The sequence below is a fragment of the Streptomyces catenulae genome (assembly GCF_000718015.1).
Classification (GTDB): Bacteria; Actinomycetota; Actinomycetes; order Streptomycetales; family Streptomycetaceae; genus Streptomyces; species Streptomyces catenulae.
In genome coordinates, this window is sequence record NZ_JODY01000001.1 from 74,336 (window position 1) to 94,386 (window position 20,051).

General features: G+C 73.3%; 18 protein-coding genes and 1 tRNA gene. 14 read left to right on the top strand and 5 right to left on the bottom strand.

What is annotated here, in order from left to right; all coding sequences use genetic code 11:
- Positions 1–16: 16 nt before the first annotated feature.
- On the bottom strand, positions 17–346 hold the full coding sequence (locus IF23_RS0100265) for a TraR/DksA family transcriptional regulator (protein WP_030278408.1): 330 nt from the start codon (positions 344–346) through the stop codon (positions 17–19).
- Between the two features lie 439 nt (positions 347–785).
- Here IF23_RS0100265 and IF23_RS0100270 point away from each other — a divergent pair, with 439 nt between their 5' ends.
- The 4 genes from IF23_RS0100270 (at position 786) to secD (ending at position 5,579) form a co-directional block, all read left to right on the top strand.
- Positions 786–1,748, top strand: a complete 963-nt coding sequence (locus IF23_RS0100270) for a HAMP domain-containing sensor histidine kinase (RefSeq protein WP_030278410.1) — start codon at positions 786–788, stop codon at positions 1,746–1,748.
- Positions 1,745–2,413, top strand: coding sequence for a response regulator (locus IF23_RS0100275; protein ID WP_030278412.1), 669 nt, complete (start codon positions 1,745–1,747; stop codon positions 2,411–2,413). The genes IF23_RS0100270 and IF23_RS0100275 overlap by 4 nt, the downstream gene beginning before the upstream one ends.
- Positions 2,414–2,462: 49 nt before the next feature.
- Entirely contained in the window at positions 2,463–3,041 is a 579-nt protein-coding gene (locus tag IF23_RS0100280) for a hypothetical protein (RefSeq protein ID WP_030278414.1), read from the top strand.
- A 66-nt stretch (positions 3,042–3,107) separates the two neighbouring features.
- Positions 3,108–5,579, top strand: coding sequence for a protein translocase subunit SecD (gene secD, locus IF23_RS0100285; RefSeq protein WP_030278417.1), 2,472 nt, complete (start codon positions 3,108–3,110; stop codon positions 5,577–5,579).
- 132 nt (positions 5,580–5,711) lie between these two features.
- Here the strand turns inward: secD and IF23_RS0100290 are convergent.
- Positions 5,712–5,785 (bottom strand) — tRNA-Pro (locus IF23_RS0100290).
- A gap of 188 nt (positions 5,786–5,973) precedes the next feature.
- On the opposite strand from IF23_RS0100290, the gene IF23_RS0100295 reads away from it, so the two are divergent.
- The 5 genes from IF23_RS0100295 to IF23_RS0100315 all read left to right on the top strand — a co-directional run bounded on the left by IF23_RS0100295 (position 5,974) and on the right by IF23_RS0100315 (position 12,658).
- The gene (locus IF23_RS0100295) at positions 5,974–6,354 is read left to right on the top strand and encodes a DUF488 domain-containing protein (protein WP_030278418.1); all 381 of its coding nucleotides are present in this window, start codon (positions 5,974–5,976) and stop codon (positions 6,352–6,354) included.
- Positions 6,355–6,619: 265 nt separating this feature from the next.
- Positions 6,620–8,047, top strand: coding sequence for an argininosuccinate lyase (gene argH, locus IF23_RS0100300; RefSeq protein ID WP_030278420.1), 1,428 nt, complete (start codon positions 6,620–6,622; stop codon positions 8,045–8,047).
- A gap of 133 nt (positions 8,048–8,180) precedes the next feature.
- Complete coding sequence (locus IF23_RS0100305) at positions 8,181–8,732, top strand: TetR/AcrR family transcriptional regulator (protein WP_030278422.1); 552 nt, start codon at positions 8,181–8,183, stop codon at positions 8,730–8,732.
- The gene (locus tag IF23_RS0100310) at positions 8,729–10,309 is read left to right on the top strand and encodes an MFS transporter (RefSeq protein ID WP_051739047.1); all 1,581 of its coding nucleotides are present in this window, start codon (positions 8,729–8,731) and stop codon (positions 10,307–10,309) included. The genes IF23_RS0100305 and IF23_RS0100310 overlap by 4 nt, the downstream gene beginning before the upstream one ends.
- Positions 10,310–10,696: 387 nt before the next feature.
- Positions 10,697–12,658 carry a bifunctional metallophosphatase/5'-nucleotidase gene (locus IF23_RS0100315; RefSeq protein WP_030278426.1) on the top strand — a complete coding sequence of 654 codons (1,962 nt, stop codon included), beginning with the start codon at positions 10,697–10,699 and terminating at the stop codon, positions 12,656–12,658.
- Positions 12,659–12,718: 60 nt separating this feature from the next.
- Here IF23_RS0100315 and IF23_RS0100320 read toward each other — a convergent pair whose 3' ends face one another.
- Entirely contained in the window at positions 12,719–13,387 is a 669-nt protein-coding gene (locus IF23_RS0100320) for a lysophospholipid acyltransferase family protein (RefSeq protein WP_030278428.1), read from the bottom strand.
- 257 nt (positions 13,388–13,644) lie between these two features.
- On the opposite strand from IF23_RS0100320, the gene IF23_RS0100325 reads away from it, so the two are divergent.
- Complete coding sequence (locus IF23_RS0100325) at positions 13,645–14,832, top strand: glycerophosphodiester phosphodiesterase (protein ID WP_030278430.1); 1,188 nt, start codon at positions 13,645–13,647, stop codon at positions 14,830–14,832.
- Between the two features lie 299 nt (positions 14,833–15,131).
- Positions 15,132–15,635 carry a GNAT family N-acetyltransferase gene (locus tag IF23_RS0100330; RefSeq protein WP_030278431.1) on the top strand — a complete coding sequence of 168 codons (504 nt, stop codon included), beginning with the start codon at positions 15,132–15,134 and terminating at the stop codon, positions 15,633–15,635.
- A 56-nt stretch (positions 15,636–15,691) separates the two neighbouring features.
- Here IF23_RS0100330 and IF23_RS0100335 read toward each other — a convergent pair whose 3' ends face one another.
- Complete coding sequence (locus tag IF23_RS0100335; protein WP_030278433.1) at positions 15,692–16,132, bottom strand: hypothetical protein; 441 nt, start codon at positions 16,130–16,132, stop codon at positions 15,692–15,694.
- Positions 16,125–16,493: a hypothetical protein gene (locus IF23_RS0100340; protein ID WP_030278435.1), complete on the bottom strand. Its 369-nt coding sequence runs from the start codon at positions 16,491–16,493 to the stop codon at positions 16,125–16,127. Before IF23_RS0100340 ends, IF23_RS0100335 begins: the two co-directional genes overlap by 8 nt.
- Before the next feature lie 685 nt (positions 16,494–17,178).
- Between IF23_RS0100340 and IF23_RS0100345 the strand changes: the two genes are divergently transcribed.
- The 3 genes from IF23_RS0100345 to IF23_RS0100355 all read left to right on the top strand — a co-directional run bounded on the left by IF23_RS0100345 (position 17,179) and on the right by IF23_RS0100355 (position 19,927).
- Positions 17,179–18,252, top strand: a complete 1,074-nt coding sequence (locus IF23_RS0100345; protein WP_030278437.1) for a methionine ABC transporter ATP-binding protein — start codon at positions 17,179–17,181, stop codon at positions 18,250–18,252.
- Positions 18,249–18,998, top strand: a complete 750-nt coding sequence (locus IF23_RS0100350; RefSeq protein ID WP_030278439.1) for a methionine ABC transporter permease — start codon at positions 18,249–18,251, stop codon at positions 18,996–18,998. Before IF23_RS0100345 ends, IF23_RS0100350 begins: the two co-directional genes overlap by 4 nt.
- Positions 18,999–19,072: 74 nt before the next feature.
- Positions 19,073–19,927 (top strand): MetQ/NlpA family ABC transporter substrate-binding protein, encoded by an 855-nt coding sequence (locus IF23_RS0100355; protein ID WP_030278441.1) that lies wholly within the window; start codon positions 19,073–19,075, stop codon positions 19,925–19,927.
- Positions 19,928–20,051 lie beyond the last annotated feature (124 nt).

The following is a 20,051-nucleotide window of genomic DNA, read 5'->3' on the forward strand; positions in this document are numbered from 1 at the left end:
CGTCACCACCGGCGGCTCAACCGGTGTGCTCCTGGCAGCCGACGCAGCAGCGGGCGTACGGCAGGATCTCCAGCCGCTCGGCGGGCACCGGCTCGGCGCACCGCACACAGGTCCCGTAGGTGCCCGCGGCCAGCCGCGCCTCGGCCTGCTCGATCTCGGCGAGCACCTGGCGGATCGCGGCGGTCTGCGCCGTCAGCAGCGCGTCGGTGCTGCCGGGCGGCGCCTCGCCCTCGATGGCCGTGAGCTGCGCCAGCCGGGCGTCACGCTCGTGCACCAGGCGCCGACGGGCGTCGTCGGCGCCGATCCGGTCGGCGGGGGTTTCGGCGCGGGCCGCATCTGGCGACATCGTGGACGGTTCCTTTCGCTGCGCCACGGGGGCTGCGGCGGGCGTGCCCCGGCCCGGGTCCGAGACCGGGCCGGGACGCGGCCACCGCAGCCCCCGGTACGCCACCGGCGACGGTGCCGGGGCGGGCGGGTGACGGGACGGCGGGCGGCGGTCACCGCCCGGCCGGGAGCGGCCCGGACCGCGTCCCGTGGCGGTGCCCCGCCCGGCAACGCGAACCGTCGCTCCCACCTCCCAGCCTCGCCGCAGCCGCCCGTTCCGTACATGGGTGGCACCACCCATGTACGGCTGCGCCGGGGATGTATGCCCTGGTCAGGGATGGTCCCCACCCCCGATCGACGCCGTCGCCGGGCACCGGCAGGCTGGGCCCGGCGCCCGACCCGGGCGCCCCCGAGGTCCCGGCGGATGGGAGAGTGAGCCGATCAAGGAGGTGTGGCGCGCGGTGTCGCTGTTCTGGCGGATCTTCGGGCTCAACGCGGTGGTGCTGGGGGCGGCCACGGCGTTGCTGCTGTGGGCGCCGGTGACCGTTTCGGTGCCGGTGGGGCTGACCGAGGCGGTGGTGCTCGTCGGCGGTCTCGTCGTCATGCTGGTCGCCAACGCGGCGCTGCTCCGCATCGGCCTCGCCCCGGTCGACCGGCTCACCCAGCGGATGGTCACCGTCGACCTGCTCCGCCCCGGCCACCGGCTGCCCGTCGACGGCCGCGGCTCCGTCGCCGTCCTGCTGCGCACCTTCAACGAGATGCTCGACCGGCTGGAGTCGGAACGCGCCGCCAGCACCGCCCGCGCCCTCTCCGCCCAGGAGTCCGAGCGGCGCCGTATCGCCCGGGAGCTGCACGACGAGGTCGGCCAGAGCATGACCGCGGTGCTGCTGGAGCTGAAACGCGCCGCCGACCGCGCCCCGGACGAGCTGCGCGCCGATCTCCAGCACGCCCAGGAGACCACCCGGCAGAGCCTGGACGAGGTCCGCCGCATCGCCCGGCGGCTGCGCCCCGGCGTCCTCGACGACCTCGGGCTGACCAGCGCCCTCACCGCCCTCGCCACCGACTACGCCACCCACACCGGCCTCTCGGTGCGCTGCCGCTGCGACAGCGGCCCGCCGGACCTGGGCGCCGCCGCCGAGCTGGTGGTCTACCGCGTCGCCCAGGAGGCGCTGACCAACACCGCCCGGCACGCCGACGCCCGCACCGTCGAGCTGACGCTGCGCCGCACGCCCGGGGCGGTGGTGCTGGAGGTCCGCGACGACGGCCGCGGGATGGGACGGGCCCGGGAGGGCGCCGGGATCCGCGGGATGCGGGAGCGCGCCCTGTTCATCGAGGCGGGTCTGGACATCGGGCCCGCGCCCGCCGGGGGCCTCAGCGTCCGGCTGACCGTCCCGCTGCCCGGGGAGGAGAGGGGAGCCGCATGATCGAGCGCACCGCACCCGGACCCGTCCGCATCCTGCTCGCCGACGACCACGCCCTCGTCCGGCGCGGCGTCCGGCTGATCCTGGACGGCGAACCGGACCTGGAGGTCGTCGCCGAGGCGGGCGACGGCGCCGAGGCCCTGGCACTCGCCCGCGAGCACCGCCCCGACCTGGTCGTGCTGGACGTCGCCATGCCCCGGATGACCGGCCTCCAGGCGGCCCGCGAACTCTCCGCGGCCCGGCCCGGCGTGCGGATCCTCATGCTGACGATGTACGACAACGAGCAGTACTTCTTCGAGGCGCTCAAGGCGGGCGCCTCCGGCTACGTCCTCAAATCCGTCGCCGACCGGGACCTTGTCGAGGCCTGCCGCGCCGCGATGCGCGGCGAACCCTTCCTCTACCCGGGCGCGGTCACCGCCCTGATCCGCAACTACCTCGACCGCGTCCGGCAGGGCGACGGCGTACCGGAGAAGATCCTCACCGCCCGCGAGGAGGAGATCCTCAAGCTGGTCGCGGAGGGCCACTCCTTCAAGGAGATCGCGGCCACCCTCGTCATCAGCGTCAAGACGGTCGAACGCCACCGCGCCAACATGCTGCACAAACTCGGGATGCGCGACCGTCTGGAGCTGACCCGGTACGCGATCCGGGTGGGCCTGATCGAGCCGTAGCGGCGGCGGGACGGGACGGGATCATGGGGCCGGAGAGGGGAGGGGCGGGATGACACGGCGGAGCGGACGACGGCCGTCGGGCACGGTCACCGGTGACCGGCACGCCCTGCGCGGCCCCGTCCTCCGTACGCTCCTGCTGCTCACCGCCCTGCTCCTCGGCGCGCTCCCGCCGCCGATGGGGGAGCGGGCGGCGGCCCCGGCCACCGCCGCGGCGAGCCCGGTCCGGGCGGCGGGCGCCGCGTACGCACCGGGGGACACCGTCCCGCAGGCCCCCGGCACGGGCACGGGCGCCTCCGCCCCGGCCCGGTCCGACGCCTCCCCGGACACCTCCCCGAACCCGGCCGCCCACCCCGCGCCCCCGCGCTCCGAAGCCCCGTACGCCGTCCTCGTCACCGGCGGTCTGCGGATCGCGCCCGCCGTCCGGCACCCGGCACCCCTGCTGCGGTCCGGCCCGGGTGCCGGTCCCGAGCAGACGTACCACCCGTTGGCGGGCACACCGCCCGCCGCGGTCCTTCCCCTCCCGCCGTACACCGGGCCGCGTCCGCCGCGGATCCGGGCCGCCGCCACGGGCGCGCCCGGGTTCGCCGCGCTCCCCCCGGCCCGCGCACCGCCCTCCTCCGGCAGCTGACCGACGTCCTGTCGCACTCCACCGCGCCCGGCAACGCCCGGACGCGGTACGCCTGTTGGAGGCACCATGACCCGCGCCACCAGGGTGCGCGCGCTGTTCGCGTTCGCCGTGCTCGCCCTGTCCGCCTATCTCGCCGTGACCCAACCCGTCCGGCTCGGTCTCGATCTGCGTGGCGGTACGCAGCTCGTGCTGGAGACCCGTGACTCCCCGTCGGCGCAGGCCGACCGGGACGCCACCGACCGCACGCTGGAGGTGCTGCGCCGCCGGGTGGACGCCCTCGGCGTCGCCGAACCCTCCCTCACCCGCTCCGGCGACCACCGCATCGTCGTCGAACTCCCCGGCGTCCAGGACCCGGCCCACGCCGCCGCCGTCCTCGGCCGCACCGCCCAACTCACCGTCCACCCCGTCCTCGGCACCGCCGCCCCCACCGACCGCCCGGCCACCGGCAAGGACGGGACGGACAAGACCGGGCCGGGCGGGGACGCCACCGGCAAGGCCACCCCGGCGCCCGGCAAGGACCCGGCGGGAACGGGCAAGGCCCCCGACAGCTCCGACGGCTCCGACGGTTCCGCGAAGGGCTCCGGCAAGGACGCCGGGCCCGTGCTGCCCGACGAGTCCGGTACCCGGCTGCGGCTCGGCCCGCCCGCGCTCACCGGCGACGGCGTGGAGAACGCCACCGCCCGGTTCGACGCGGAGCGCGGCACCGGCTGGCACATCGCCCTCGACCTGCGCGGTGCGGGGGAGCACGCCTGGGAGAAGGTCACCGCCCAGGCGGCCTGCGCGGCCCCGGGCGACCCGGCCCGCCGCGCCGCCATCGTCCTCGACAACAAGATCATCTCGTCGCCGCAGGTCGACCCGTCCGTCGCCTGTGGCACCGGCATCACCGGCGGCGCCACCCAGATCACCGGCGGCTTCGACCAGGAATCCGCCAAGGAACTCGCCCTCCTGATCAACGGCGGCGCCCTGCCGGTCCCCGTCGAGACCGTCGAACAGCGCACCGTCGGCCCGACGCTCGGCGCCGCCGCCCTCGACTCCAGCGCCCGCGCGGCGCTCCTCGGCACGGCGCTGACCGCGGTCTTCCTCGGTGTCGTCTACCGCCTCCTGGGCGGCCTCGCCGCCGCCGCGCTGGCCTGCTACGCCCTGATCTCGTACGCCGCGCTGCTCGCCGTCGGCGCGACCCTCACCCTCCCCGGGCTCGCCGGGTTCGTCCTCGCCATCGGGATGGCCGTCGACGCCAACGTCCTGGTCTTCGAGCGGGCCCGCGAGGAGTACGCGGCGGGCGGCCGGACCCGGCGCGGCGCACCACGGCGCAGCCCCCGCGCCGCGCTCACCGCCGGGTTCCGGCACGCCTTCAGTGCCATCGCCGACTCCAACCTCACCACCCTGCTCGCCGCCGGTCTGCTCTTCGTCTTCGCCTCGGGCCCGGTCCGCGGCTTCGCCGTGACCCTCTGCATCGGCGTCCTCGCCTCCATGGTGAGCGCCCTGCTGATCACCCGCGCCCTGGCCGAACTCGCCCTCTCCCGGCGCGCGGTGACCCGCCGCCCCGGTCTCACCGGCCTCACCCGCCCCGGTCGGGTCCGCACCTGGCTGGCGGAGCGCGCCCCCGACCCGCTGCGCCACCGCCGCCGCTGGCCGCTGCTGGCCGTCCTCGCGCTCGCCCTCGCCGTCACCGGCATCGTCGTCCGCGGTGTCGACTACGGGGTGGAGTTCACCGGCGGCCGGATGATCGAGTACACGACGAGCGCGCCCGTGGACGCCGAACGGGCCCGTACCGCCCTGGGTGACGCGGGCTTCCCCCGGGCGGTGGTCCACACCTCGGGCACCCGGGAGCTGACCGTCCGCACCGAACCGCTCTCCGCCACCGCGGAGAAGCGGGTCACCGACGTGGTCTCCGGGCTGGGCGGCGGCGCGGAGAAGGTGCGCGACGAGCAGATCGGCCCGAGCCTCGGCTCCGAACTGCGCCGCGGCGCCCTGATCGCGCTGGGCGTGGCGCTGGCCGGGCAGATGCTCTATCTGGCGATCCGCTTCCGCTGGACCTTCGCCCTCTCCGCGGTCGCCGCGCTCGCCCATGACGTGGTGGTGCTGGTCGGCGCCTTCGCCTGGCTCGGCAAACCGGTCGACGGCGTCTTCCTCGCCGCACTGCTGACCGTCGTCGGCTACTCCGTCAACGACTCCGTCGTGGTCTTCGACCGGGTCCGCGAACTGTGGTCCGCCGACCGCGCGACGCCGTTCCGTACGATCGCGGGCCGGGCGCTGCTGCAGACCGTGCCGCGGACGGTGAACACCGGTATCGGCGCGGTCTTCATCCTCGCCGCGCTGGCCGTCCTCGCCGGGGACGCGCTGACCGACTTCGCGGTGGCGCTGCTCATCGGCATCGGCGTCGGCACGTACTCGTCGATGTTCACGGCGATGCCGCTGGCCATCGCGCTGGAGTCGGTGAGCGGCGCCCCGCCGCCGCAGCCGGCCCGCCCGCGCGGAGCCCGCACCCGCCGCCCGGCGGGCGAGCGGCCGCGCCACGACACGGGCGCCCGGGTCTGACCCGGGGACGGTGTCCCGGCCCCCCCGGCCGGGACACCGTCCACCCGCGCACACCGGACACGGCAGACCCCGTACACACGGAAAAACCCGCCGACCTGGAGATCTCTCTCCGGCCGACGGGCCTTCGCACCGTCGGGACGACAGGATTTGAACCTGCGACCCCTTGACCCCCAGTCAAGTGCGCTACCAAGCTGCGCCACGTCCCGGTGCATGTACCGACCGGATCGGCTCCGGTCGGGGCGTGCAGAAGAAAAATACCCTGTCCGGTGCCCGGAGACCAAAAGCGGGGTCCCCGAGCGGTCCCCGGCGGGCTCCCGGCGCGGTGCGCGGACCGCCCCGACCAGGGCCGGACCGCCGCACCGGCGGACCGGCGCGTGGCGTGTTTCGATGAGGTATGGCCACAAAATCTTCCGCCGACGGCCTGCGGATCCGCCGGGTGTACGAGGCTCCGGAGCCGTCCGACGGCACCCGGGTCCTGGTTGACCGGCTCTGGCCGCGGGGACTCTCCAAGGAGGACGCCCACCTCACCGAGTGGTGCAAGGCGGTCGCCCCCTCGACGGACCTGCGCCGCTGGTACCGGCACGAACCCGAGCGGTTCGCGGAGTTCGCCGACCGCTACCGCGAGGAGCTGGCACGGGACGCGGACGCGGGCGAGGCCCTGCACCATCTGCGGGAACTCGCCCACGACGGCCCCATGACGCTGCTGACCGCCACGAAGGACCTCTCGTACGGGCATGTGCAGATCCTGCTGGAGGAGATCCGTACCGCGGGCTGACGCGCCCGGAGGCGACCGCGGGCGGCCCGCCCTCCGTACGTTGACGAATCATGCAGTCGACTGCATACTTATGCCTATCGGTGCAGGGATCGCCGAGGGGGAGCCGGGGCCGCGCGCCTCGTGCCCGCCGCCGTGGCGGCCCGTCGCGGATACGGCCGGACGCGACTTCGTCCGGCCCGGCTCGTTACCTGATCGACCTTCGTACGACGGCCGCCGCCCGCCCCGCGCGGGTGGCGGTGTACCTCACCACCTCCGAGGAGCAGCAGTGAGCAGCAACAGCGGTGACGTCCGGCTCTGGGGCGGGCGGTTCGCCGACGGTCCGGCCGAGGCGCTGGCCCAGCTTTCCGCGTCCGTCCACTTCGACTGGCGGCTGGCCCCCTACGACATCGCCGGTTCGCGCGCCCACGCCCGGGTGCTGCACAAGGCGGGACTGCTCACCGCCGACGAGCTGGAGCGCATGATCGCCGGTCTCGACCAGCTGGAGGCGGACGTCGCCGACGGCTCGTTCACCGGCACCGTCGCCGACGAGGACGTCCACACCGCCCTGGAGCGCGGGCTGCTGGAGCGGCTCGGCGCCGACCTCGGCGGCAAGCTGCGCGCCGGACGCTCCCGCAACGACCAGGTCGCCACGCTCTTCCGGATGTACCTGCGCGACCACGCCCGGATCATCGGCGGGCTGATCGCCGACCTCCAGGAGGCGCTGGTCGGCCTCGCCGAGGCGCACCCGGACGTCGCCATGCCGGGCCGTACCCACCTCCAGCACGCCCAGCCGGTGCTCTTCGCCCACCATGTGCTCGCCCACGTCCAGTCGCTGTCGCGGGACGGCGAGCGGCTGCGGCAGTGGGACGAGCGGACCGCCGTCTCGCCGTACGGCTCGGGCGCGCTGGCGGGCTCCTCGCTCGGGCTCGACCCGGAGGCGGTCGCCGCCGACCTCGGCTTCGAGCGCGGCAGCGCCGGGAACTCCATCGACGGCACGGCCTCGCGGGACTTCGTCGCGGAGTTCGCGTTCATCACCGCGATGATCGGCGTCAACCTCTCCCGGATCGCCGAGGAGATCATCCTGTGGAACACGAAGGAGTTCTCCTTCGTCACCCTCCACGACGCGTTCTCCACCGGCTCGTCGATCATGCCGCAGAAGAAGAACCCGGACATCGCGGAGCTGGCGCGCGGCAAGTCCGGTCGGCTGATCGGCAACCTCACCGGTCTGCTGGCCACGCTCAAGGCGCTGCCGCTGGCGTACAACCGTGACCTCCAGGAGGACAAGGAGCCGGTCTTCGACTCCTGTGATCAGCTGGAGGTGCTGCTCCCGGCGTTCACCGGCATGACGGCGACGCTCACCGTCAACCGTGAGCGGATGGCGGAGCTGGCCCCGGCGGGCTTCTCGCTCGCCACCGACATCGCCGAGTGGCTGGTCAAGCAGGGGGTGCCGTTCCGGGTGGCGCACGAGGTCGCCGGTGAGTGCGTGAAGGTCGCCGAGGCCGAGGGCAAGGAGCTGGACGAGCTGACGGACGAGCAGTTCGCGAAGATCTCCGCCGAGCTGACCCCCGAGGTCCGCACCGTCCTCAACGTCCCCGGCGCGCTCGCCTCCCGCAACGGCCGCGGCGGCACCGCCCCGTCCGCCGTCGCCGTCCAGCTCGCCGAGGTCAAGGCCGACCTCGCCGTCCAGCAGCGGTGGGCCGCGGCCAAGCGCTGACCCGCGCCCGCCCGCACCGACGGCGGCCCCTCCCGCGCGGAGGGGCCGCCGTCGTCTGCGTACCCCGGGAGCCGTACGGGACCCCGGGCGCCTGAATGAGACAATTGCGTCTCACTCGATTAAGGTGCGTCTCATGGCTGTGGACCGTTCCCATGTACTCACCGCCGCCGCGGCGCTGCTCGCCCGGCGGCCCACGTCCTCCATGGACGAGATCGCCCGCGCCGCCGGGATCGGCCGGGCCACCCTGCACCGGCACTTCGCCGGGCGCGACGCCCTGATCCGCGCGCTGGAGCAGCTGGGCATCGAACAGCTCACCCACGCGCTGGACGCCGCCCGGCTCGACGAGGGCGCCGCCCCGGACGCGCTCCGGCGGCTCGTCGCCGAGGCCGAACCGGTCGCCGGTGTCCTCGCCTTCCTCTTCACCGAGAACCAGCTCTTCGAGGGCGAGGGCATCAACGAGGGCTGGACCCGCCTCGACGCCCGGATCCACGCGCTCTTCCGCCGCGGCCAGGAGGAGGGCGACTTCCGTATCGACCTCGGCGCGGCGTGGCTGACCGAGGCGTTCTACGGCCTGATCGGCGCCGGTGCCTGGGCCGTCCACGACGGCCGGGTGGCCCGTAACGACCTCACCCATTCGATCGCCGAGCTGCTGCTCGGCGGCGCACGACGGAGCATGGAGAAATGACCGAGAGCGCACCGGTGGGCCCCGGCTCCGCCCACGAGGACCACCCCCGCCCGGGCCGCTGGCTGGCGCTCGCCGTCCTGGTGCTCGCGGTGCTGCTGGTCGGCGTCGACGCGACGGTCCTGGGCCTCGCCACCCCGTACCTCAGCGAGGACCTCAAGCCGTCCGGCACCCAACTGCTGTGGATCGGCGACATCTACTCGTTCGTCATCGCCGGTCTGCTGGTCTCGATGGGCAGCCTCGGCGACCGCATCGGCCGTAAGCGGCTGCTGCTCATCGGCTCCGTGGCGTTCGGCGCGATGTCGGCGCTCTGCGCCTACGCGACCAGCCCGGAGATGATGATCGCGGCGCGGGCGCTGCTCGGCGTGGCCGGGGCGACGCTGATGCCGTCCACCCTCGCCCTGATCCGCAACCTCTTCCACGACCCCCGCGAGCGCAGCCTCGCGGTCGGCATCTGGGGCGCGATGGCCTCCGCGGGCACCGCCGTCGGCCCGGTCCTCGGCGGCTTCCTGCTGGGCCACTTCTGGTGGGGCTCGGTCTTCCTGATCAATCTTCCGGTGATGGCGCTGCTGGTGATCGTCGGCGCCCGGGTCATCCCCGAGTCCCGCAACCCCGAGCCGGGCCCGTGGGACCTGCCCAGTGTCGCGCTCTCCCTCGTCGGCATCGTCGCCGTGGTCTACGCGATCAAGGAGGCGGCGGTGCTCGGCTTCCGCTGGGACATCGCGGTGGCCGCGGTCGTCGGCGTCGCCGCACTGGTGGTCTTCGTCCGCCGCCAGTACGCCCTCACCTCACCGCTGCTGAACATGAAGCTCTTCCACCACCGGGGCTTCTCCGGGGCGGTCCTCGCCGATCTGCTGACCATCCTCGGCCTGTCCGGACTGGTCTTCTTCCTCTCGCAGTTCCTCCAGATGGTCCAGTTGCGGCCGCCGCTCAACGCCGGACTCGTGGAACTGCCCGCGGCGGTCGGCGCGGTGGGCGCGGGCCTGACCGCCGGGTACGTCGCCCGGCGGCTCTCCGTCCGCGTCGTGGTGGCCGGTGGCCTCGCCGTCGTCGGGCTGGCGCTCGCCGGGTGCGTCACCCTGCACGCCGACACCTCCACCCTCGCGCTGACCGTGATCCTCTTCGTCGTCGGCATCGGCGCCGGGTTCGCCTTCACCGTCACCGCCGACGTCATCCTCTCCAGCGTCCCCAAGGAGGAGGCGGGCGCCGCCTCCGCGGTCTCCGAGACCGCCTACGAACTGGGCGCCGCGCTCGGCATCGCCCTGCTCGGCTCCATCGTCACCGGCATCTACCGCGGCTTCCCCGCCCCGGCGGGCGTACCGGGCGACGCGTCCGCCGCGGCCCATGAGTCGCTGGGCGGCGCGGTGGACACGGCGCGGACGCTGCCGCCCGGCCAGTCCGAGGCGCTGCTGCACTCCGCGCAGAACGCCTTCGTCGAGGGCCTGGACGTCGCGGCGGGCATCGGCGCCGCGCTGCTGCTCACCGCCGCGGTCGTCGCCTGGTTCCTGCTGCGCGGCCAGGAGCTCGGCGACAGCACGGAACCGTCGCCGGACGCGGAGCGGCGGGGGACCGCCGCCTAGGGAGCCGCCCCCGCCCGCTCCCGCCGCCTCCCGGGCCCGGCGCGCACCGCGCGCCGGGCCCGTTCCCGTACGCCGATACGCCCCGGCCACCCCACCGCGCCGCCGTCCGCACCACCCCGCACCACCCCTCCCGCTCTGTACTTGCCCGGCCGTCCGATTTGGGTGCGGATGGGGGACGCGGGGCCGGGCGGGGGCGTGTCGGCGCCGGGGCGTGGGCCGGGTGGCAACCATGATCGCCACGGCGCGCCGGGCGTACCGGTGGCCGACGGGCCGATGTCCGCCGCCCGTTCACGTCCGCGTCGCGTCGCGGAGATCGGCGCGCCCGCCCCGCCCGCTTGACTCTCCGTCCGTTCCCTTCCGCCCGGGACCTCCCAGGAGAGTGACGCAGTGCGCGAGATCGGACGACGTTCCTTCCTCACCGCTGCCGGGGCGCTGGCCACCACCGGCGCCCTCGGCACCCCCACCTACGCCACCGGCCACGCCCGCGACGCGGCCACCGCCACCGAGTACGTCGATGTGCAGCTCCTCAACATCACCGACCTGCACGGGTATCTCCAGGGCGCGCCAGGCGGAAACTCCGTCATCACCGGTGCGGGCGGCCGCAGATACACCGTCGGCGGCGTCGCCTACATGGCCGCGCACCTGAAGGCGCTGCGCGCCGGACACACCAACTCCGTCTTCTTCGCCCCCGGAGACCTCTTCTCCGGCTGGGAGTTCGACGCCGCCGCCCTCGCCGACGAGCCCACCATCGAGGCGCTCAACGCCATGGGCCTGGACTTCGCCTCCGCCGGGAACCACGAGTTCGACAAGTCCGCGCGGTACCTCACCACACACATGGCGGGCGGCGAACCCTTCCCCGTCGTCGACCGCGACGACGCCTTCAAGGACTCCACCGGCACCCGCTTCAAGGGCGCCGACTTCGCCTACTACAGCGCCAACATGACGTACGTCGCCAACGGGAAGACGGTGCTGCCGCCGTACAACGTCGTGCACGTCGACGCGGGCGGCGGCCGCACCCTGCCGATCGGCTTCATCCACCTCACCGCCATCGGCACCGAGTCGTTCCCCGGCTCCTACCAGCCCGGACTGCGCACCCTCGACGAGCTGGAGACCGCCAACCGCTGCGCCGCCGAACTCAAGGCCCAGGGCGTCCGCGCCATCGTCCTGAGCATGCACGACGGCGCCGTCGCCGGAGCCGACTTCAACAGCGGCACCAACCCCTCGGGCCCCGCCTACGAACTCGCCCTGCGCGCCTCGTCCGACATCGACGCCATCGTCACCGGCCACTGGCACTGCGCCTTCTCGATGATGCTGCCGGACCCGGCGGGCCGACCCCGCCCGTTCGTCGAGGCGGGCTGCTACGGCCAGCTGATCAACGAGATCACCCTCCGCCTCGACCCCGCCACCGGCGAGGTCGTCCGCGAGCTGACCACCACGACCAACCACCCCAACACCCGCGACATCACCCCCGATCCCGTCCTGCGCGAGATCGCCGACTACTGGGCCGGATACGGCACCCGCCGCGCCACCACCCCGATCGCCACCCAGACCGCGTCCTTCACCCGCACCCGTAAGGACACCGGCGAGAGCACCATGGGCAACCTCGTGGCCGACTGGGCGCTGTGGGCCGGACGGCAGCCGCTCGACCCGATGGCCGACCCGGGCGGACCCGCCAACACCCCCGCCGACCTCGCCCTGATCGTCGTCGCCCCCCGCCAGGGCCAGTCCGTCATCGCCGCCGACCTGGTGCACGACGCCGACAGCGGCGGCACCGTCACCTTCGGCGCCGCCTGGAACGCCGTCGGCTTCGGTGACCCGATCATGACCGTCACCGTCACCGGGCGCCAACTCCACGACGCCCTGGAGGAACAGTGGGCGCCCGTCCCCGGCGGCGGCCTCGGCTACGCCCCGCTCGCCGTCTCCGGCAACGTCCGCTACACCTTCGACGCCGGTGCCCCGGCGGGCAAACGGGTCGACCCCGCCGAGGTGCTCATCGACGGCGAGCCCCTCGACGAGAAGCGCACCTACCGCCTCGCCGCCCCCTCGTACACCCTCATCAACCAGGACGGCTTCAGCGCCTTCCTCGGCTTCACCGAACCGGTGCGCCACACCCGCGACTTCGAGAGCTTCGTCGCGTACGTCCGGCAGACGGGGAAGCTCACCCCGGCGGCCACCGACCGGGTCCGGGTGAAGAACGCCACCGCGCCCAACGCCCGCACCGGCACCATCACCGAACGTCCCCGCCCGCTCCAGTACGACGGCACCGCCGTCCCCCGCCCCGAGGCGGCCGTGACCACCGCCCTCACCCGGGGCCGCCGCGCCGCCGGAGGCTTCCGCGTGCCCTGCTGAGCGCGGACACGGCGACGGGCCGCACCCCCGAAGGGATGCGGCCCGTCGCGCGGCAGGCCGTCAGGCGGCGCGTGCCTTGGTCGCGTAGACGTCCACGTACTCCTGGCCGGACAGCTCCATCACGTCGCTCATCACCTCGTCGGTGACGGCCCGCAGGACGTAGCGGTCGCGGTCCATGCCGTCGTAGCGGGAGAACTCCAGCGGCTCACCGAAGCGGACGGTCACCTTGGCGACCCGCGGCACGCCCTTCCCGTCGGGCTGCACCTTGTCCGTGCCGATCATCGCGAACGGGACGACGGGCGCACCGGTCATCAGCGTCAGCCGGGCGATGCCGGTACGGCCGCGGTAGAGACGGCCGTCGGGGGAGCGGGTGCCCTCCGGGTAGATGCCGAAGGCGTGGCCCTGCTCCAGGATCCGGCGGCCGGTCATCAGCGCCGCGACGCCGCCGCGCCCGCCGTCACGGTCCACCGGGATCATCCCGGAGCTGCGGAAGAACCACGCCATCAGCCGACCCTTGACACCCTTGCCGGTGACGTAGGAGTCCTTGCCGATGAAGTACACCGGCCGCTTGACGACCAGGCTCAGGAAGAGCGAGTCGATGAACGTGATGTGGTTGCCGGCCAGGATCACCGGGCCGGTCTCCGGGATGCGCTCCACGCCCTCGACCGTGGGGCGGTACAGGACGCGCATGACGAATCCGAGAATCGCCTTCAGCACAATGCGGGACAACGGGCCCTCCGGGCGTGACGGGTCGGTGGTGGCGGTGGAACGCCGCGGCTCAGGACGATACTCGCGGGTCACCTGTGGTCGCACACCGGGTTCATCCGGTCGCTGCACGGAGTTGACCCCCGTTGGTGCCACGTTCTCCACAAATCCCCCTGCGGTCTCCCCGAACTCCTCCGTTCGTGCATACGATCGACCGGCCGCCCGGCCCGGACACCCGGTCCGCGCGGCTGATCAGACGATTCAGAGAGCAAGGAGCGGGGATGCACCAGGGCCAGCAGCCGGGACGGCGCAAGATACTGGGGGCCGCGGCCCTCGGCGCGGGCGCGGTGGTGTTCGGCGGCGCCGGACAGGCCGCGGCGGCGGACCGCACCGCGGCGGACCGCACCGGCACGGCGGCGGGCGGCCGCCCGGGCCACGGCGGTGTGGGCGGCGAACTGCCCGTCCCGCTGATCGTCGGCCACCGCGGCGCCAGCGGCTACCGCCCCGAGCACACCCTCGGCTCCTACCAACTCGCCCTGGACATGGGCGCCGACGTCATCGAGCAGGACCTCGTCCCCACCAAGGACGGCCATCTGGTCTGCCGTCACGAGAACGACATCACGGCGACCACCGACGTCTCCGCGCACCCCGAGTTCGCGGACCGCAAGACCACCAAGACGGTCGACGGGGTGAAGCTCACCGGCTGGTTCACCGAGGACTTCACCCTCGCCGAGCTGAAGACCCTCCGCGCCAAGGAGCGCATCCCGCAGACCCGCCAGCACAACACGCTCTACGACGGCGTGTGGGAGGTCCCCACCTTCGACGAGGTGCTGCGCTGGGCCGACCGCGAGGGCCGCCGCCGTGGCCGCCGGGTCTGGCTGCACATCGAGACCAAGCACCCCACCTACTTCCGCAAGCTGGGCCTGGGCCTGGAGGAGCGGCTGGCGAAGGCGCTGCGCGCCTACGGGCGCCACCGCCGCACCTCGCCGAACTTCCTCCAGTCGTTCGAGCCGAGCAGCATCCGGCGGCTGGGCAAGCTGGGCCTGGAGTGCCCCAAGGTCGTCCTGCTGGACGCCCCCGACACCCGGCCGTGGGACTTCGTCGAGTCCGGTGACCCGCGGACCGTCGCCGACCTGATCAAGCCCGAGGGGCTGCGCTGGATCGCCGGTTACGCCCAGGGCATCGGCCCGGCGCTGGACCAGATCATCCCGCGGGACGCGTCCGGCAAGTCCGGTGAGCCGACCCCGCTGGTCAAGGACGCGCACGCGGCCGGTCTGGTGCTGCACCCCTACACCGGTCGCAACGAGAACACCTTCCTGCCGACCGACTACCGCCGCGGCACCGACCCGAACGCCTACGGCGACGCCCGCGGTTACTTCCGCGCCTGCCTGGCGACCGGCCTCGACGGGATGTTCTCCGACAACCCGGACACCGCGCTGCTGGTGGCCGAGGAGTTCCGCAAGGCCTGATCCGCGGCCTGATCCGCGCGGCCCGGTCCGGCCGCCGCCCGTCCCGGCCGCGGGGCGGGCGGCGTCGGGAATGTCACAGCGGGCCGCCGGTCCGTTCCGGTTGCGGCGGCGGGCCCGCAGAATGCTCGCGGCGCGATTGCCGCCGGTGCTTTGCGGGGAGCCCTGGAGAGCACCGGCGGCGGCCACGCCGGGAGCGGCGGTGCCTGCCGGGCGCCGCCGGTCAGGGCCATCGTTCCGGGAGCCGCCACCACCCTCATGGCACCCGGGCACCGCGAACCGAAAAGGGGAGGACAACGCGCATGGGCACGAGCGTGACCATCTCTGCGGCGACCGACCAGGACGCCGAGCAGATCCTCAAACTCCAGTACCTCTGCTACCAGCCCGAAGCGGCGCTGTACGACGACTACGGCATCGAACCGCTCACCCAGAGCCTCGCCGGGCTCCGCGAGGAACTCGCCACCGGCTGTGTGGTGGTCGCCCGCCTCGGCGACGAGGTCGTCGGCTCGGCCCGCGGCACCGTCGACGCCGACGGCACCGCCCGCATCGGCAAGCTCATCGTCCACCCCCGGCTGCAACGGCACGGTCTCGGCGGCCGGTTGCTCGCCGCCGTCGAGGCACGGCTGAGCGCCGAACGCGCCGCCACCCGCTACCGCCTCCTCGCCGGACACCGCGGCGACGGCGGACTGCGCCTCTACCGCAGCCACGGCTACGCCCCCGTCGCCACCGAGGAGGCCGGTCGCCGACTGGGCCGCGTCACGCTGGAGAAGCCGGCGACGGCGCAGGCGTACGCCACCGGAGCCTGAGCCGCGCGCCGCGGGGCCACCCTCAGGGCCCCGCGGCACGGCCGCCCGCGGGCGTGTCAGGCGCTGCGCGCCCGCCGCAGCCAGAGCAGACCGGTCACCGGCAGGATCACCGGAATGAAGAGATAGCCCATGCCGTAGTCCGACCAGACCGTGGCGTCGGGGAAGGCGGCCGGGTCGAGCAGCGTCCAGGTGCCGATGCCGAAGACGCCCAGCAGCTCCAGCGCACAGCAGACCAGCGCCGCCCGACGGGCCCCCTCACCCCCGCGCACCAGCGAGAAGGTGATGAAGCCGTAGACCACCGCGGAGACCGCGGAGAGCGTGTACGCCAGCGGCGCCACATGGAACTGCGCGATCAGCTGGTAGAGCGAGCGGGACGCGGCGGCGACGGTGAAGATGCCGTAGAGCGCGACCAGCAGCCGCCCGGGGCCGGAGCCCAGCGAGCGGCGGCCGTCCGCGGCGGCGGTGTCCTGTGCGTCGGTCTCCACGGTCTCAGCCATTGCCGCCTCCCCAGATGTCGAAAAGCCTGACTTCCAGCACCGCCAGCACCACGGCGCCCGCCGCGACGGTGGCCGAGCCCCAGCGGGTGCGCTCCGACAGCGACATGAAGCCGGTGCCCGGCACACACGCCGCCGCGCCGATCAGATACGCGAGGAAGAGCGCAGTGCCCTTGTCGGGGGTGTGTCCGCCCGCCAACTGCACGATGCCGACGACGAGTTGCACGATCCCGAGGAGGGAGACGAGGGCCATGCCGATGAAGTGCCAGTCCTTCGTCGGCTCGTCGCGGTACGCGGCGAAGCCGCACCAGGCGGCCAGGGCGAGGGCGGTCGCACCGACCGCGATCGTCAGGGCGTCGATCACCGGGACCTCCGCGCGGCACGGCGGCACACCGTGGGGTTGTGGGGCATGAGGCGATGCTAATCGGCCCGTACCGGACGCCCGCGCGCGGGCCCGGCCCGGCGGGGGAGCGGCGCGGCGGGCCGGTCCGCCCCCGCATCCGGGCCGCACCGCACCGGGCGCCCGCACCGCCGACCCCGTCCGCCGTGGCGTTGGCCACACGGTCCGGACCCGTGCCGCGCGGGCCGGAAGGGCGCCCGGTCGCCCGCGCGCGCGTTCGCGCAGGCCGCGCGCCCGGGGAGCGGTCGGCGGGCCCGGCGGACCCGGCCCGGGCGCCGTCCACGCTCCGACACCGGCCGTCCGCTATTCGGACACGCTGGCTCGTCCTGGACGCTTGTCTGGTTTACTTGCCGCCATGACCACGACGAGCAGCTGCACCTTTGCGACCGAGGCGATGACGACGCCCGGTGCTCGTTGCATGTGTCGAATGTGTGACCGCTGAGGGCCCCCGCCTGAGCCTCGCGCCCCGAAGCGAGACCTGCTGCCATGAGCCGAGAGCGTCCGCCCCCACGGACCCGGCCACCCCGCGTCACCGGAACCCGAAGCCCGCTCTTCGGCGTCTTTCAGGTCCCCGGTTTCCCATGCCGCGAAAGAATGCCCCGTGTCCGGCGGGCGAGCCGCCGGGTACTCGACAGTGACGGAATTCCCTGTGATCACCACAACGGGCCTGACCAAGGTCTACCGCTCAGGAGACCGCGAAGTCACCGCGCTGGACGGCGTCGACCTGCACGTCCGCGAGGGTGAGGTCTACGGCGTCCTCGGCCAGAGCGGCGCCGGCAAGTCCACCCTGATCCGCTGCCTCAACCTCCTGGAGCGCCCCACCTCCGGCACGGTCACCGTCGCCGGGACGGACCTGACCGCACTGGCCGGACGCGGCGAGCGCGCGGGCGCCGCGCTGCGCGCCGCCCGCAGCCACATCGGCATGGTCTTCCAGCACTTCAACCTGCTGTCCTCGCGCACCGTCCAGGACAACGTCGAGCTGCCGCTGGAGATCCTCAAGGTCGACCGCCGCGAACGCTCCCGCAAGGCGCTCGAACTCCTCGACCTGGTGGGCCTCGCCGACAAGGCCAAGGCGTACCCGGCGCAGCTCTCCGGCGGCCAGAAGCAGCGCGTCGGCATCGCCCGCGCCCTGGCCGGTGACCCCAAGGTGCTCCTCTCCGACGAGGCCACCAGCGCCCTGGACCCGGAGACCACCCGCTCCATCCTCCAGCTGCTCCGCGACCTCAACCAGCAGCTCGGCCTGACCATCGTCCTCATCACCCACGAGATGGACGTCGTCAAGACCATCTGTGACTCCGCCGCACTGATGAAGGGCGGCCGGGTCGTCGAGTCCGGCACCGTCGCAGGGCTCCTCGCCACCCCCGGCTCCGAGCTGGCCCGCGAACTCTTCCCCGTCGGCGGCGAGCCCTCCGGGGACGGCCGCACTGTCGTGGACGTCACCTTCCACGGCTCCGCCGCCACCCGCCCGGTCATCTCCGAGCTGTCGCGCACCTACAACGTCGACATCTCGATCCTCGGCGCCGCGATGGACACCGTCGGCGGCAAGCAGATCGGCCGGATGCGGATCGAGCTGCCCGGCCCCTTCGAGGAGAACGTCGTCCCCATCGGCTTCCTCCGCGAACAGGGGCTGCAGGTCGACGTCGCCGACGCCGCGGACACCACCGACGCACCCGCCGGAGCCACCGCGCCCGCCCCCACGCTCCGGAAGGACGCTGCCAAGTGAGCTGGAACGAGATGCAGCCGCTGCTGTACAACGCCTGCCTCGACACCTTCTTCATGGTGTGGTGGGCGACGGTCTGGGCGGTCATCGGCGGTCTGCCGCTCGGTGTGCTGCTGGTCCTCACCGAGCGCGGCGGCCAGCTCCGCAACGCCGCCGTCAACAAGGTCATCAGCGTCGTGGTGAACATCGGGCGGTCGCTGCCCTTCATCATCCTGATGATCGCCCTGATCCCGTTCACCCGCTTCGTGATCGGCACCTCCATCGGCCCCAGCGCCGCGGTCGTCCCGCTCGCCATCGGCGCCATCCCGTTCTTCGCCCGTCTGGTGGAGACCGCGGTGCGCGAGGTGGACGGCGGTCTGGTCGAGGCGGTCCAGTCGATGGGCGGCTCCACCTGGACCATCGTCTTCAAGGTCCTGCTGCCGCAGGCGATGCCCTCGCTCGTGGCCGGTCTGACCAACACCGTCATCACCGTCATCAGCTACTCCGCGATGGCCGGTGCCCTCGGCGCGGGCGGTCTGGGCAGCGTGGCCATCACCTACGGCCAGCAGCGCTTCGACACCCGCTTCATGATCGTCACGGTGGTCCTGATCATCGTGATCGTCACCGCCGTCCAGCTCATCGGCGACCTCGCGGTACGCGCCCTCTCCCGCCGCACCTCGCGCGCCGACACCCCCCGCGGGCTGCTGCGCCTGCCCCGCCCCCGCAAGGCGAGCGAGCAGATCCAGCGGGACAACGCACATCTTCTGTGAATCCCGGTCCGGACCCTTTGCCGGACGGTAGACGCCCCGCGCCCGCCGCGGGGCCCGTGAGAAAGGCACTCTTCGTGCGTAACGTCATCAAGCTCACCGGGGCGGTCGTGGCCGCCGCCGCCCTCACCCTCGGGCTCGGCGCCTGCAGCGCGCCCTCCGACCCGGACACCACCGACAAGAACGACGCGAACGCGCCGCTCACCGTCGGCGCCACCTCCGTCCCCCAGGCGCAGATCCTCGACTTCGTCAAGAAGAACCTGGCGTCGAAGGAGGGGCTGAAGCTCAACGTCCGCACCTTCGAGGACTACACCCTCATCGACCCCGCCACCGACAACGGGGAGCTGGACGCCAACTACTTCCAGCACAAGTACTACCTGGACGAGTACAACAAGAAGGAGGGCGGCCACCTCATACCGGTGGTCAACGTCCACCTGGAGCCGATGGGCCTCTACTCCAAGAAGCACACCAAGCTCTCCGAGCTGGGCTCCGGCAGCGTCGTCGGCGTCCCCAACGACCCCAGCAACCAGGGCCGCGCCCTCAAGCTGCTCGCGTCCAAGGACCTGATCACCCTCAAGGACAACAAGGCCGAGAACCCGGGCCTCAACGACATCAAGGACACCAAGGGCCTGAAGTTCCAGGAGGCCAAGGCCGAGACGCTGCCCTCCTCCCTCCCGGACTACGACGCCGCGGCGATCAACGGCAACTACGCCATCCCCGCCAAGCTCAAGCCCTCCAAGGACGCCCTCGCGATCGAGCCGGTCCAGGGCAACCCGTACGCCAACTTCCTCGCCGTCAAGAAGGGCAACGAGGACGACCCCCGCGTCAAGAAGCTCGTCAAGCTCCTCAACACCGACGCGGTGAAGAAGTTCATCGAGAAGACCTACACCGACGGCTCCGCGCTGCCCTCCTTCGGCAAGCCCAAGGACTGACCGCGCCCGGCACCTCCGGCGGCCCGTGCACAGCCCCGCGCTGCGCACGGGCCGCCGTGCTTGGCGCATCCTCGCCGGGATGCTGCATGCTGGTGCACTCACGATGGTCGACAAGTGATCGAAA